This is a genomic window from Cupriavidus sp. Met-2 (genome assembly GCF_049843575.1).
In the GTDB taxonomy this organism is placed as follows: domain Bacteria; phylum Pseudomonadota; class Gammaproteobacteria; order Burkholderiales; family Burkholderiaceae; genus Cupriavidus; species Cupriavidus metallidurans.
On the sequence record NZ_JBBHZL010000001.1, the window covers coordinates 139,581 to 153,467 of the forward strand.

Below are 13,887 nucleotides of genomic sequence, written 5' to 3' on the forward strand. Positions count from 1 at the left end.
AGGGGAAGGCAGCAGTCAGGCGGACGGTGGGGCGCAAATCCCGATGTCACTGGGCGCTGGCCTGCCCCGGCGAATTCATGATGATGGTGCCGCGAACGTTACCCAGCAATTGTACTTCGCGGGTGACGTTGTTGAAGATCAGGCCGTTGGCGTTCATTACCGACGGTCCGCGCGTCAGTTCCACGGGCTTGTCTGTCTTGACGATGTCGTCGTTGACCAGCAGCTGAAAGTACTGCGACGCCGCCGTCATGCGCGGGTCCTTCGACACATCGGTACCCGCCTGGCGCACGATGAACGCATTGCCGTACAGGTCGATGATCGAGCCCTCGGCATTCATCACGCCGCGATTCGCGTTGGCGGTAACGGGCGGGCGATCCGGCTCGTAGTTGCGCATGGCCGGCGTGGTCACCTCGTAGGTCTGGTCGTCCTCGAAATGGACCATCTTCACGCCGGTGAAGCGGATCTTGGTATTGCCATCCTCGGCCAGTTCCGTGGCCGAGAAGCGGTCCATGTAGTAGTCGGGGACGTGCCGCTTGACCTGCGCCTGCGCCGTGGCTTCATGCGGCGAGTTGATCTGCACGAGCCAGAACGTGCTGCCGGCAACGATCGCCATCAGCAGCAGCGGCAGCAGCCGCATGATCAGGCCGGTGATTCTGGACAGGAACTCTGGCATTGATCAGATGACCTTGGCCCGGGTCAGGTCATGGATGTGGAGCGCGCCCGCCAGGTGGCCATCGTCATCGACGACGAGCAACTGGTTGATGCGGTTCGTTTCCATGATCTGCACGGCTTCCACGGCGAGCTTGTCGAGATGCACGGTGTGGGGGTTGCGGTGCATGACCTCGCCGATCGGCACGGTCTTCCAGTCGCGCGGCGTTTCCAGCAGGCGGCGCAGGTCGCCGTCGGTGAACACGCCCACGGCGCGGCCGTCGGGGTCCACCACGGCGGTCATGGCCATGCCCTTGCGGGTGATTTCCATCAGGGCCTGGGCCAGCGGCGTGCTTTCACGCACCGCAGGCACCGCATTGCCGGTGCGCATCACGTCGCGCACGTGGGTGAGCAGCTTGCGGCCCAGCGCGCCGCCGGGGTGCGAGCGCGCGAAGTCGTCTTCGCCAAAGCCGCGCGCGTCGAGCACCGCCACGGCCAGCGCGTCGCCCAGCGCCAGCGCGGCGGTGGTGCTGGCGGTCGGGGCCAGGTTCAGCGGGCAGGCCTCCTGCGCCACAGCACCGTCGAGGTGGGCGTTGGACAGTTTGGCTAGGTTCGATTCGGCGTTGCCGGTGATCGAGATCAACCCGGCGCCGATGCGCTTGACGATCGGAATGATCGCCAGCAGTTCGGCCGTTTCACCGGAATTGGAGAAGGCGATCAGGACGTCGTCGCGCGTGATCATGCCGAGGTCGCCATGGCTGGCCTCGGCGGGATGCACGAAGAAGGACGGCGTGCCGGTGGATGCCAGCGTGGCGGCCACTTTGCGGCCGATATGGCCCGACTTGCCGATGCCGGACACGACGACGCGCCCGGTGCAGCCGAGAATCATCTCCACCGCCGTCGTGAACGCGGGCGTGAGCCTTCCGGCCAGCGCGGAAACGGCCTCGGCTTCGATTTCAAGGGTCTGGCGGGCGAGCCTGAGTGCTCGATCCGCATCGAAATTGGCTATCATGGCGTCGGAGTATACCAACGAATGCGATGGCGTCTGGCCCGGCTTTCCAGCCTTTTGCCGCCTTGACGACCGCCGCGCTTGCCGTGTTTCGCCGGCAGGGCGCAAATGCCGGGACGGCGCGCGTGCCTGGCTGGTACTTTTCAATCGCCGATGCATTCTCCGCTGGAACTGACCCTGGTGCTGCTGGCCGCTGCCGTTTTTGGCGTGGTGGCGTTCCGCATGTTGCAACTACCGCCGATGCTCGGGTATCTGGCGGTCGGTATCCTGATCGGCCCGCACGCGCTCGGCCTGGCCAGCGATTCGGGCCAGACCAAATACCTGGCCGAATTCGGCGTCGTCTTCCTGATGTTCTCGATCGGGCTCGAGTTCAGCCTGGCCAAGCTGCGCGCGATGAAGCGGCTGGTGTTCGGGCTGGGTGGATCACAGGTCATCCTGTCGATGCTGGCTGTGGTGCCGGCGAGCTGGATGTTCAACTGGCTGTTCCCGTTGTCCTGGCAGGCATCCGTGGCCCTGGGTGGCGCGCTGGCCATGTCCTCCACGGCCATCGTTTCCAAGATGCTTTCCGAGCGCATGGAGCTGGAAAGCGAGCACGGGCGCAACATCATCAGCATCCTGCTGTTCCAGGATCTGGCCGTGGTGCCGCTGCTGATTGTGATCCCCGCGCTGTCGCGCGACCCGGGAGACCTGGCGTTCGCGCTGGGGCTGGCCACGGTCAAGATCGCCGTGGCCCTGGGCGCGATCTTCTTCCTGGGCCAGCGCCTGATGAGTCGCTGGTTCCACGTCGTGGCGGCGCGCCGGTCGCAGGAACTCTTCATGCTGAACCTGCTGCTGGTCACGCTGGGCATGGCCGCGCTGACAGAGCGGCTGGGCCTGTCGATGGCGCTCGGCGCGTTCATGGCGGGGATGCTGATCTCGGAAACGCCCTACCGCCATCAGGTGGAAGAGGACATCAAGCCGTTCCGGGACGTGCTGCTCGGGCTGTTCTTCGTCACGATCGGCATGTTGCTGAACATCCGGGTGGTGTTCGACCACGTCTGGCTCGTGCTCGCGCTGCTGATCGTGCCGATCCTGTTCAAGCTGGTGCTGATCGCGGTGCTGGCGCGGCTGTTCGGTTCGCGCCAGGGGGTGGCGATCCGCACCGGCCTTGGCTTGGCGCAGGCGGGCGAATTCGGCTTCGTGCTGCTGAACCAGATCGATGGCATGGGGCTGGTGGACCCGGTGCTGATCCAGGTGATCCTGGCGTCGATGCTGCTGTCGATGCTGGCCGCGCCGTTCCTGATCCAGTACAGCGACGCGATCGTGCTGCGGTTTGCCGCGAACGAATGGCTGTTGCAATCGCTGAACATGACCCGGATCGCGGCGCAGAGTCTGCAGACCGAGAAGCACGCGATCATCTGCGGGTACGGCCGCAGCGGCCAGAACCTGGCTCATATGCTGGAACGCGAGGGCATCACCTACGTGGCGCTCGACCTCGACCCGGATCGCGTGCGTGACGCGGCGGCTGCGGGCGATACGGTGGTTTATGGCGATGCCGGCCGGCGCGAGGCGCTGATCGCGGCCGGTATCCACCGCGCGGCGCTGGTGGTGGTGACTTATGCCAATACGCCATCGGCGGTGAAGGTGCTGCACCACGTGCAGGAGCTGGCGCCGGCGCTGCCGGTGCTGGTGCGGACCGTCGATGATTCCGAACTGGACATCTTGCAGAAGGCGGGCGCGACCGAGGTGGTGCCCGAAATCATCGAGGGCAGCCTGATGCTGGCTTCACACGCGCTGGTGCTGCTGGGCGTGCCGATGCGCCGCGTGGTACGGGGCGTGCAGCAGGCGCGCGACGCACGCTACAGCCTGCTGCGCGGCTATTTCCACGGCCGTGACGACGAGGAAGACATGGTGGAACGGGACACGGTGCGGCTGCACGCGGTGTCCCTCGGGCCGGAACACACGGCCGTGGGGCGTCGCCTGGGCGCGCTGGGGCTGGAGCGGATCGGCGTGGAGGTCACGGCGGTGCGCCGGCGCGGCATCCGCGCCTTCGACCCCGAGCCGGACACCGTGCTGGAGCCGGGCGACATCGTGGTGCTGCGTGGCACGCCCGAGGCGCTGGAGTCGGCCGAGGAACGGCTAATCAAGGACTAGAACTAGACGCAGAGGCGTGCTCGCCTCTGGCTGCTCTTGGCAACGGCGAATTGCCGGCCTCCACCCACGATGCCGGCAGACTATCCAGCACGGCTCGCGCATCGAGCGACCGAATGGGCACACTAGTATCGGCCGGGATGCGCCCATCGTTTTGTAGAAGCAGGTAGCGCATACAGCACACCCGCAGGAACGAGGCAAAGTTGGCCGACAGCGACGTCTCGCCGCGATGTTCGGCGAGTTCGTCGTGTAGCCGCGTCAGCAACTGGTTGACGGTCATGCCGTCGCGTTGCGCCAGTTCTTCCAGGACCTCCCAGAACAGATTTTCCAGCCGGATGCTGGTGGCCATGCCGTGCAGGCGCAACGATCGGGACTGGGTCTGGTACGAATCCGGATTGGCCCGGATGAAGATCTCACACATGGATACCTCCGTGCGGCGCGGCCGCGGGCCCGATGGCCCGCGTCGCGTTCGGAAGCCTCTACTCTACGATCCGCGTCCCGAGCACTGCAAGGAACTGCGCCAGCCAGGCCGGATGGGCAGGCCAGGCCGGCGCCGTTACCAGGTTGCCGTCGGTATGGGCCTGGTCGACCGGGATATCGGCATATTTGCCGCCGGCCAGCCGCACCTCGGGCGCACAGGCGGGGTAGGCGGAACAGGTGCGACCTTCGAGCACGCCGGCTGCCGCCAGCAGTTGCGCGCCGTGGCAGACCGCGGCGATCGGCTTGTTGGCCTGGGCGAAGTGGCGCACGATCTCAAGCACGCGGGCATTCAGCCGCAGGTATTCGGGGGCGCGGCCGCCTGGAATGACGAGGGCGTCATACCGCGCCGGATCGATGTCCGCGAACGTGGCATTCAGCGTAAAGTTGTGGCCGCGCTTCTCCGTGTAGGTCTGGTCGCCTTCGAAGTCATGGATGGCGGTGGCGCAGTGGTCGCCAGCCTTCTTGTCCGGGCAGACCGCGTGAACCGTGTGGCCCACCATCTGCAGTGCCTGGAACGGCACCATGGTTTCGTAGTCTTCGGCGAAGTCGCCAGCCAGCATCAAGATCTTCTTGGCCACGGTTGTCTCCTGTATCGTTGCGGGTTGCGGATGTTCAAACTGCCGGGCCATTGTGCGGCGATGGTTTTGGACACGGGTGGTAGCCCGTTACCGCATCGCGCGTAATTTCACTTTCCAGTTTCTTTCATGTCGAACTCCATCATCCAGTCCCCCGATCTTGGCGATGTCACCGGTTACCTGCGTGACCGCATCCGCACCGTGCCGGACTGGCCGCAGCCGGGCGTGATGTTCCGCGACATCACGCCGCTGCTGCAGAACCCCAAGACGCTGCGCGTGCTGATCGACGTCTTCGTGCACCGCTACATGGACCAGAACCTGGACCTCGTGGCTGGCATCGACGCGCGCGGCTTCATCCTCGGGTCGATCATCGCGTACGAGCTGAACCTGGGCTTCGTGCCGATCCGCAAGAAGGGCAAGTTGCCGTTCCAGACGGTGGCCGAGGAATACGAGCTCGAGTATGGCAGCGCCACCGTGGAGATCCATGCCGATGCCTGCAAGCCGGGAGACCGCGTGCTGCTGATCGACGACCTGATCGCCACGGGTGGCACGATGATGGCGGGACGCAAGCTGCTGGAGCGTCTTGGCGCAACGGTGGTGGAAGGCGGGGCGATCGTCGACCTGCCTGAGCTCGGCGGCTCCAAGCTTTTGCAAGCCAGCGGCCTGTCGCTGTTCACGGTCTGCAATTTCGACGGCCACTAGAAAGCCCTAGGAAGCCATTAGGAAGTCGTTTCAAAAGGATTCCGGCGTCGTTGCGGGGCCTTGCCGTACCGCTTGTACTGTCTGCGGCCCCGCTCCAGGCCAGAACCGCTTCGCTTCATCCTGAGACAGCTTCCAGGATGGCTCGAATCGCCGCCCTCTCCCGGGTTTGCTCCCTTCGGCAGGGGGGCGCATAATGCCTCCTTGAAATAACAAGGTGATGACCGGGCTGCGCGCCTCGCTTCCGCCCCTCGCGGTACCGGTCACGAAGAAGGCTGCACTATGGGCGTATTGCTTCATCTTCTCTCCGGCGTGGCGCTCCTGATTTGGGGCACCAACATAGTCAAGGTCGGTATCCTGCGCGTGTACGGCGCCAATCTGCGCCACGTGCTTTCCGTCAGCGTGTCCAACCGGTTTGCTGCGTTCCTCGCGGGCGTCGGCGTGACCGGTCTCGTCCAGAGCAGCAATGCCACGGCCGTGATCGTCAGTTCGTTCGTCGGACAGGGACTGATCGCGGTGGCCCCCGCGCTGGCGATCATGCTGGGTGCGAACGTGGGTACCGCGCTGATGGTGCAGGTGTTCTCGCTCGATCTGTCATGGCTGTCGCCGCTGCTGATCTTTATTGGCGTGATCCTGCATCTGTCATGGAAGGGCAGCAAGGCCGGCCACGTGGGGCGCGTGCTGATCGGGCTGGGTCTGATCACGCTGGCGCTGGAACTGATTTCGATCGCCACGCGGCCCGTGGTGCAGGCGGCCGGTGTCAAGGTGCTATTCAGCACGCTGACTGGCGACGCTGCGCTGGACATGCTGATCGGCGCGGTGCTGACGATCCTCTGCTATTCGAGCCTGGCCATGGTGCTGTTCTGCGGCGCGCTGGCATCGGCCGGGGTGGTGTCGATCCACGTGGCCATGGCGCTAGTGCTGGGCGCCAATCTCGGCTCGGGTATCTCGGCGCTGATGTCGACGTCGGGCAACAACCAGCCCGGCAAGCGCGTGACGCTGGGCAACCTGCTGTCGCGCCTGCTCGGTTGCGTGATCGCGTTGCCGCTGCTGACGAAGGCCGAGGAACTGCTGGCGCTGGTTGGCAGCGAGCCGCAGCGGATGATCGTGAACTTCCATCTGCTGTTCAACGTGGCGCTGGCACTTTTGCTGCTGGGCGCTACCGCGCCGCTGGCGCGCCTGTGCGAGGCCATTCTGCCGGGCCGGAACACCGGCGACAGCCAGGTCACGCCGCGCCACCTCGATCCGGCCGCGCTGTCCACGCCGACGCTCGCGTTGTCTAACGCCGCGCGTGAGGTGCTGCGCATCGGCGATCGCGTCGAACAAATGCTCGACAACCTGCTGCGCGTGCTGCGGACCAACGATCTGAAGCTGGCCAATGCCACCTGTCGTATCGACAACGAAGTCGACGATCTCTACACCGCAATCAAGCTCTACCTGACGCAGATCAGCACCGAGGCGCTGGATGAGCACGATGGCGAGCGCTGGACCGAAATCATCTCGTTGACGATCAACCTGGAGCACGCGGGGGATCTGATCGAACGCGTGATCGTCGACACCAAGGAAAAGAAGATCGCGCACAACCTGTCGTTCTCCGAGGCCGGCATGCAGGAGATCGCCGAGATGCACGCCCGCGTGGTGGCGAACCTGCGTCTGGGACTGTCGGTGTTCCTGACCGGCGACCTGCGCAGCGCCCAGCAACTGATGGCGGAGAAGGCGGCCTTCCGCGATCTGGAGCGCGATCTGTCGCGCTCGCACCTGCAGCGTGTGGCCGTGCAGACCGTGGAGAGCATCGAGACCAGCTCGCTCCATCTGGATCTGATCGCGGAACTGAAGCGGCTCAATTCGCTGTTCTGCTCCACCGCATATCCGGTGCTGGAGCGGGCGGGGATGATGAACCGCAGCCGGATGAAGGAGGATCCGGAGGAGAAGGTCGCGGCGGTGGCGGGCGCTCGCTAGCGGGGCTGGGGGAGCGGGCAGGGCGCGTCGATTTCCGACCACGCCCTGGAGACCTACCCCTGCTTCTTCAACAGAGGCGCCAGATACTTGCCCGTGAAGCTCGCCTTGCTGGCGGCCACGACTTCCGGGGATCCCTTCGCGATCACCTGGCCACCACCCGCACCGCCCTCCGGGCCCATGTCGATCAGCCAGTCCGCCGTCTTGATGACGTCGAGGTTGTGCTCGATGATCACGACCGTGTTGCCCTGGTCGCGCAGCTTGTGGATGACCTTGAGCAGCAGTTCGATATCGTGGAAATGCAGGCCCGTGGTGGGCTCGTCGAGGATGTACAGCGTGCGGCCGGTGTCGCGCTTGGACAGTTCCAGCGACAGCTTCACGCGCTGCGCTTCGCCGCCGGAGAGCGTGGTGGCCGACTGCCCCAGCCGGATGTAACCCAGGCCCACGTCGAGCAGCGTCTGCAGCTTGCGGCGCACCACCGGCACAGCGTTGAAGAACTCGTGCGCCTGCTCGACGGTCAGGTCGAGCACCTCGGAGATGTTCTTGCCCTTGTACAGCACCTCTAGCGTCTCGCGGTTGTAGCGCTGGCCGTGGCAGACATCGCACGGCACGTAGACGTCGGGCAGGAAATGCATTTCCACCTTGATCACGCCGTCGCCCTGGCATGACTCGCAGCGGCCGCCCTTCACGTTGAACGAGAAACGGCCCGGGTCGTAGCCCCGTTCCTTGGCGGAGGGCACACCCGCGAACAGTTCGCGGATCGGCGTGAAGAGGCCGGTGTAAGTAGCCGGATTCGAGCGCGGCGTGCGGCCGATCGGGCTCTGGTCGACGTTGATGACCTTGTCGAAGTGCTCGAGGCCTTCGATGCGGTCATGCGGCGCGGGCTCCGCAGTCGAGCCATACAGATGGCGTGCCACCGCGTGGTAGAGCGTGTCGTTGATCAGCGTCGACTTGCCTGAACCAGAAACGCCAGTGACGCAGGTGAGCAGGCCCACCGGGATTTCGGCCGTAACGTTGCGCAGGTTATTGCCAGTGGCGTTGACGATGCGGAGCAGCCGCTCGTCGTCGGGCAGGGCGCGCGTCTTCGGCACCTCGATGCGGCGCTGGCCGGACAGGTACTGCCCCGTCAGCGATGCCGGTGAGCTCTCGATCTGGTCCGGCGTGCCTTCCGCCACGATCATGCCGCCATGCACGCCCGCGCCCGGGCCGATGTCGACCACGTAGTCGCACGCGCGGATCATGTCTTCGTCGTGCTCCACCACCAGCACCGAGTTACCGATGTCGCGCAGATGCTTGAGCGTGCCGATCAGGCGGTCGTTGTCGCGCTGGTGCAGGCCGATCGACGGCTCGTCGAGCACGTACATCACGCCGGTCAGGCCGGAGCCGATCTGCGAGGCCAGGCGGATGCGCTGCGCCTCGCCGCCGGACAGCGTGTCCGCGCTGCGCTCGAGCGACAGGTAGTCGAGCCCGACGTTGTTCAGGAAGTTGAGCCGGGCGGTAATTTCCTTGACGATCTTGTCGGCGATCTCGCGCTTGGCGCCGTGCAGGTCCAGCGTCAGGAAGTACGTCAGCGCGTCGCGCAGCGGCCAGCCGTTGATCTCGAAGATCGCGCGGGCCTGATCTGCCTCGCCCACTTTTACATGGCGCGCCTCGGTGCGCAGGCGGGTGCCCTGGCAGACCGGGCACGCCTGGTTGTTCTGGTACTTGGCCAGTTCCTCGCGCACGGCCACCGAATCGGTTTCACGATAGCGGCGTTCGAGGTTCGGGATGATCCCTTCGAACGCGTGCGCGCGCAGTGTGGTGCGGCCGCGTTCGTTGATATACGTGAACGGGATCTCGGTCTCGCCGGAACCGTGCAGGATTACCTGCTGCACTTCGGGTGGCAGTTCCTCGAACGGGGTTTCCGTGTCGAAGTCGTAGAACGCCGCCAGGCTCTGCAGCATCTGGAAATAGAACTGGTTGCGGCGATCCCAGCCCTTGATCGCGCCCGAGGCCAGCGACAGGTTCGGAAAGGCCACCACCCGCTTCGGATCGAAGAAAGTGATCTGGCCCAGGCCGTCGCAGCTGGGGCAGGCGCCCATCGGGTTGTTGAACGAGAACAGGCGCGGTTCCAGCTCCTGCAAGGAGTAGGAGCAGATAGGGCAGGCAAAGCGCGAGCTGAACACATGCTCGCGGCCGGTGTCCATCTCCATCGCGATCGCGCGGCCATCGGCCAGGCGCAGTGCCGTTTCGAACGATTCGGCCAAACGCTGCTTGATGTCGGCGCGGACCTTGACGCGGTCGACCACCACCTCGATCGTGTGCTTTTCGGTCTTCTTGAGCTTGGGCAGCGCGTCGACATCGTAGACCTTGGCTTCGGCCTCATGCGCGGTGCCGCCGCCGGAGCGGATGCGGAAGCGCACGAAACCCTGCGCCTGCATCGTGTCGAACAGATCGGTGTGCTCGCCCTTACGGTCCGAGACCACGGGCGCCAGGATCATCAGCTTGGTGTCTTCTGGCAGCGCCAGCGCCGCATCAACCATCTGCGACACGTTCTGCGCCTGCAGCGCGATGCCGTGGTCGGGGCAGTAGGGCGTGCCGGCGCGGGCGAAGAGCAGGCGCAGGTAGTCGTGAATCTCTGTGACGGTGCCAACGGTCGAGCGCGGATTGTGGCTCGTGGCCTTCTGCTCGATCGAGATCGCCGGGGACAACCCCTCGATCAGGTCGACGTCGGGCTTTTCCATCAGTTGCAGGAACTGGCGGGCGTAGGCGGACAGCGATTCGACATATCGGCGCTGCCCCTCGGCGTAGAGGGTGTCGAATGCCAGCGACGACTTGCCTGACCCCGACAGCCCCGTGATCACCACAAGCTTGTTACGCGGCAGGTCGAGATTGATGTTCTTCAGGTTGTGGGTACGCGCCCCACGGATCTTGATTTCTTCCATATCCCCGTCAATGTGCCTTGCGCAACGCCTGGGGCGCCCGAAACAGGGGCGCCAGCCTGCCGCGACACGCGATTTCCGGGCCCGCCGAAAGCGGAGCGTGATGCGGAAAGCGCGGGAAGCAAACCTGCTAATATACCGAACTTCGGTTTCCGGGGTTGCCCGGCGCCAGACAGGCGAATGACAAAAGGGTGGAGACAGCCCCGCGTCAGCAACTTCCCGGCGTTCGGACGATCGAAGCAGTCGCCGACCGGACCAGATTCCTTATACGACCGCAATGCCGTCGATCCCGCCTTCTTCCCAGCCCGCATCCCTTGCCGACGAGTCCACCCGGACCGAGCCCGCGCGTGACCGCATGACCAAAGGCGAGTTGCGCGCCAGCCTCACACTCGCCAGCATCTTTGCCCTGCGCATGCTGGGCCTGTTCCTGATCCTGCCGGTCTTTGCCGAGTACGCGCGCACGCTGCCCGACGGGCACGATGCCCAGCGGGTTGGCATCGCGATGGGGATCTACGGGCTGATGCAGGCTTTCCTGCACATTCCATTGGGCTGGCTGTCCGACCGGGTCGGGCGCAAGCCGGTCATGGTCGCGGGGCTGCTGCTCTTCGTAGCCGGCGCGCTGGTTGCAGCGTTCTCCGATACCCTGACCGGCATCATCATCGGCCGCGCGTTGCAGGGCATGGGCGCGATCTCGGCGGCCATCACGGCCTGTATCGCGGATCTGACGCGTGAACGCCATCGCACCAAGGCCATGGCAATGGTCGGCGGCAGTATCGGCCTGACGTTCGCGCTCTCGCTGGTGATTGCTTCGCCACTTCTGCATTCGATCGGTATGTCGGGCATCTTCAGCCTGATGGCCGTGTTCGGCGTGGTGGCGATCGGCGTGACGCTGTTCCTGGTGCCTGCGCCGCCGCCGCCGCATCCGGTGCGGCTACCGTTCCGCCAGGTGCTGATGAATGCCGACCTGATTCGTCTGAATGTCGGCGTGCTGGCGCTCCATGCGAGCCAGGTGGCCATGTTCATGGTGGTGCCGGCCATGCTGAGCGACGCGGGGATGCCGCTGGACCAGCACTGGAAGGTCTATCTGCCGGTCGTGCTGGTGTCGTTCCTGCTGATGCTGGCACCGATGATGGCGGCCGAGCGCTACGGCAAGGTGCGCCCGGTGCTGCTGGCCTCGGTGGCCCTGATGACGGTCGTCCAGATCCTGTTCGCGTCGGTCCATGGCCTGTGGCCGATCGTCGGCGTGCTGCTGCTGTTCTTCGTCGCGTTCAACGTGCTGGAGGCGATGCAACCATCGCTGGTGTCGCGTTACGCCGCGGTCAGCCGTGGGGCGGCGCTTGGCGTCTACAACACGACCCAGTCGCTGGGCCTGTTCCTCGGTGGCGTGGCCGGCGGCTGGCTGCTCCAGCACGAAGGACGCAGCGCAGTGTTCATAGGGTGCGCGGTGGTTCTGGTGCTCTGGCTTATAATCGCGTGGAGCATGAAGGCGCCCCCGGCCCGTAGCCAAGGGAGTGCTTCTGCGGTGGCGGCTTAGAAACCACTTCAGAATGATTCTGGCGTTGGTGTACTGCCTTCGGCCGCACGTCTAGCCAGAACCGCTTCGCTTCATCCTGAAGCGGTTTTTTAGACACAGTTTTTTTCGTATCGGTATTAGTCCGATACGTTTTCCTGCTGTATTGGCGTTAGCATGAACACGCGCTTGACGGTTCATCCGTAGGGCGCGTGATGTCGTTTACGTCCCAGCTTTTTTTGCACGTTCCTTACGTTTAGTACCGCGCTGAAAGGGCGCGGTCCCTGGAGATCATCTACATGGCATCGGTCAACAAAGTCATTCTCGTCGGCAACCTGGGCGCCGACCCCGAAACCCGCTACATGCCCAGCGGCGATGCCGTGACCAACATCCGGCTGGCGACGACCGACCGCTACAAGGACAAGCAGTCCGGCGAATTCAAGGAAGCCACCGAGTGGCACCGCATCGCGTTCTTCGGCAAGCTGGCCGAGATCGCCGGCCAGTACCTGCGCAAGGGTTCGTCGGTCTATATCGAGGGCCGCATCCGCACGCGCAAGTGGCAGGACCAGTCCGGTCAGGACAAGTACAGCACCGAAATCGTCGCGGACCAGATGCAGATGCTGGGTGGCCGTGGCCAGGGCGGTGGCGGCGATGAAGGCGGCTACGGCGGTGGTGCCGGTGGCGGTGCGGGCGGTGGCGGTGGCTACAGCCGCGAATCGCAAGGCGGCGGTGGCCGCAGCCAGGGCGGTGGTGCCCAGGGCGGCGGTCAGCAAGGCGGCCAGCGTCGCCAGCAACAGGCACCGTCGAACGGCTTCGAGGATATGGACGACGATATTCCGTTCTAACCTTGAGTAATTGATATCTGTGAAGATTAGCCCCGCTTAAGAGCGGGGTTTTTCTTTTTAATCAGTATCTTATGGGCGGTGGTGCATTGGAAAGATTTGAGGGCGGATCTCCGGCGGCGTGTGAAATTTCCGTCCGGAAGCGGAAGTGTCAACTTTCGACGTCCTAACGCGAAAATCTTAGTTAGGATTCTCAATGTCTAAACTGAGTGCGGCTAAGACCGCATAAATGTAAATGCGCGCTGGCATCTGCAAACTGACGGGGCAGCATGGCATCTTCCTGAAGTCCCACATCATTCCTGCTGCCCTCACTCGGAAGGACAAGTCTGCCCCGTTCATAGAGGCGGGCAACGGCCGCCCTCCTAAGCGAACCTGGAACAGTTGGTTCGATAGCGAGTTGGTAATCCAGCGCGGCGAGAAGATCCTCACCGAGTTCGACACCTGGGCCATTGCAAACATGAGGCGGGCAAAGCTGGTATGGAGCGGTTGGGGAGAAAGCACCGTTCTTGAGCCGTCAATGGACTTCAGCGCGACCCATCAGCTCCTTGAGGAGCATGACAACCATCTTGGCGTGCATTCGATTCAGGGCATCGATACCGCCCGACTTCGGCTCTTCTTGCTCAGCCTTCTCTGGCGGGCGGCGGTAACGAAGCGGCCAGAGTTTGAGGAGATCAAGCTGCCTGCGGGCGACGAGCAGCAACTACGCCGCATGCTGTTGGAAGGGACTGCGGAGCCCGCGGATTTTTACCCCATCACGCTCACGCAACTCTCCACCTTGGGCCCTCATCACAATCAAACACCCATCTATCGGGACTATCACTTCGGCCCTGACGCCGAACGCGGACTTCCGCCGGCGAAGACCTATCGTTTCTACTTTGATGGACTGATTGCAATCGTGTTCCTGCCGGGATACTCGCCCGATCTGTACGAGGGGATCTCAGCCATTGCAGTAGGAGGGAAGCCAGACCGACTGGACGTGGTGACCGTGCCATTTGAGCACTCCTTCCAGCATGAAAATATGGGTAAGGTCGTTCTGGAGGCGCACACCAACTGGCCGGAAAAGTCCGAGCGCCTAAACATGGCGGGCGGAAATCGTGCGTAATGGCAGTTGGGGGGC

At 64.2% G+C, this 13,887-nt stretch carries 11 protein-coding genes; 6 read left to right on the plus strand and 5 right to left on the minus strand.

The genetic code is table 11. The features are described from left to right. Positions 1 to 46: 46 nt before the first annotated feature. Both lptC and WD006_RS00705 read right to left on the minus strand, forming a co-directional pair. The gene (gene lptC, locus WD006_RS00700) at positions 47 to 673 is read right to left on the minus strand and encodes an LPS export ABC transporter periplasmic protein LptC (protein WP_011515192.1); all 627 of its coding nucleotides are present in this window, start codon (positions 671 to 673) and stop codon (positions 47 to 49) included. A 3-nt stretch (positions 674 to 676) separates the two neighbouring features. Beyond that, the gene (locus tag WD006_RS00705; RefSeq protein ID WP_011515193.1) at positions 677 to 1,660 is read right to left on the minus strand and encodes a KpsF/GutQ family sugar-phosphate isomerase; all 984 of its coding nucleotides are present in this window, start codon (positions 1,658 to 1,660) and stop codon (positions 677 to 679) included. 150 nt (positions 1,661 to 1,810) lie between these two features. Between WD006_RS00705 and WD006_RS00710 the strand changes: the two genes are divergently transcribed. After that, positions 1,811 to 3,790 carry a monovalent cation:proton antiporter family protein gene (locus WD006_RS00710; protein ID WP_029306755.1) on the plus strand — a complete coding sequence of 660 codons (1,980 nt, stop codon included), beginning with the start codon at positions 1,811 to 1,813 and terminating at the stop codon, positions 3,788 to 3,790. On the opposite strand, the gene WD006_RS00715 is transcribed toward WD006_RS00710, so the two are convergent. Beyond that, a complete protein-coding gene (locus tag WD006_RS00715; protein WP_011515195.1) occupies positions 3,780 to 4,208 on the minus strand; it encodes a ribbon-helix-helix domain-containing protein in 429 nt (142 codons plus the stop codon). The genes WD006_RS00710 and WD006_RS00715 overlap by 11 nt on opposite strands. A 58-nt stretch (positions 4,209 to 4,266) precedes the next feature. Next, positions 4,267 to 4,845, minus strand: coding sequence for a DJ-1/PfpI family protein (locus WD006_RS00720; protein WP_017511030.1), 579 nt, complete (start codon positions 4,843 to 4,845; stop codon positions 4,267 to 4,269). Positions 4,846 to 4,971: 126 nt separating this feature from the next. On the opposite strand from WD006_RS00720, the gene WD006_RS00725 reads away from it, so the two are divergent. Next, positions 4,972 to 5,544, plus strand: coding sequence for an adenine phosphoribosyltransferase (locus tag WD006_RS00725; protein ID WP_011515197.1), 573 nt, complete (start codon positions 4,972 to 4,974; stop codon positions 5,542 to 5,544). A gap of 279 nt (positions 5,545 to 5,823) precedes the next feature. After that, positions 5,824 to 7,500 (plus strand): Na/Pi cotransporter family protein, encoded by a 1,677-nt coding sequence (locus tag WD006_RS00730; RefSeq protein WP_011515198.1) that lies wholly within the window; start codon positions 5,824 to 5,826, stop codon positions 7,498 to 7,500. A gap of 53 nt (positions 7,501 to 7,553) precedes the next feature. On the opposite strand, the gene uvrA is transcribed toward WD006_RS00730, so the two are convergent. Beyond that, on the minus strand, positions 7,554 to 10,421 hold the full coding sequence (gene uvrA, locus WD006_RS00735) for an excinuclease ABC subunit UvrA (protein ID WP_011515199.1): 2,868 nt from the start codon (positions 10,419 to 10,421) through the stop codon (positions 7,554 to 7,556). Positions 10,422 to 10,695: 274 nt separating this feature from the next. Between uvrA and WD006_RS00740 the strand changes: the two genes are divergently transcribed. From WD006_RS00740 to WD006_RS00750, 3 genes are all read left to right on the plus strand, one after another. Continuing rightward, positions 10,696 to 11,952 carry an MFS transporter gene (locus WD006_RS00740; protein WP_011515200.1) on the plus strand — a complete coding sequence of 419 codons (1,257 nt, stop codon included), beginning with the start codon at positions 10,696 to 10,698 and terminating at the stop codon, positions 11,950 to 11,952. 275 nt (positions 11,953 to 12,227) lie between these two features. Further along, a complete protein-coding gene (locus tag WD006_RS00745) occupies positions 12,228 to 12,773 on the plus strand; it encodes a single-stranded DNA-binding protein (RefSeq protein WP_011515201.1) in 546 nt (181 codons plus the stop codon). Between the two features lie 232 nt (positions 12,774 to 13,005). Beyond that, a complete protein-coding gene (locus WD006_RS00750; RefSeq protein ID WP_011515202.1) occupies positions 13,006 to 13,872 on the plus strand; it encodes a hypothetical protein in 867 nt (288 codons plus the stop codon). Positions 13,873 to 13,887: the final 15 nt, after the last annotated feature.

Bases quoted from the DNA above. Each gene is read 5' to 3' on its own strand.
- lptC (WP_011515192.1), bottom strand. From the start codon at position 673: ATGCCAGAGTTCCTGTCCAGAATCACCGGCCTGATCATGCGGCTGCTG.
- WD006_RS00705 (WP_011515193.1), bottom strand. From the start codon at position 1,660: ATGATAGCCAATTTCGATGCGGATCGAGCACTCAGGCTCGCCCGCCAG.
- WD006_RS00710 (WP_029306755.1), top strand. From the start codon at position 1,811: ATGCATTCTCCGCTGGAACTGACCCTGGTGCTGCTGGCCGCTGCCGTT.
- WD006_RS00715 (WP_011515195.1), bottom strand. From the start codon at position 4,208: ATGTGTGAGATCTTCATCCGGGCCAATCCGGATTCGTACCAGACCCAG.
- WD006_RS00725 (WP_011515197.1), top strand. From the start codon at position 4,972: ATGTCGAACTCCATCATCCAGTCCCCCGATCTTGGCGATGTCACCGGT.
- WD006_RS00730 (WP_011515198.1), top strand. From the start codon at position 5,824: ATGGGCGTATTGCTTCATCTTCTCTCCGGCGTGGCGCTCCTGATTTGG.
- uvrA (WP_011515199.1), bottom strand. From the start codon at position 10,421: ATGGAAGAAATCAAGATCCGTGGGGCGCGTACCCACAACCTGAAGAAC.
- WD006_RS00740 (WP_011515200.1), top strand. From the start codon at position 10,696: ATGCCGTCGATCCCGCCTTCTTCCCAGCCCGCATCCCTTGCCGACGAG.
- WD006_RS00745 (WP_011515201.1), top strand. From the start codon at position 12,228: ATGGCATCGGTCAACAAAGTCATTCTCGTCGGCAACCTGGGCGCCGAC.
- WD006_RS00750 (WP_011515202.1), top strand. From the start codon at position 13,006: ATGCGCGCTGGCATCTGCAAACTGACGGGGCAGCATGGCATCTTCCTG.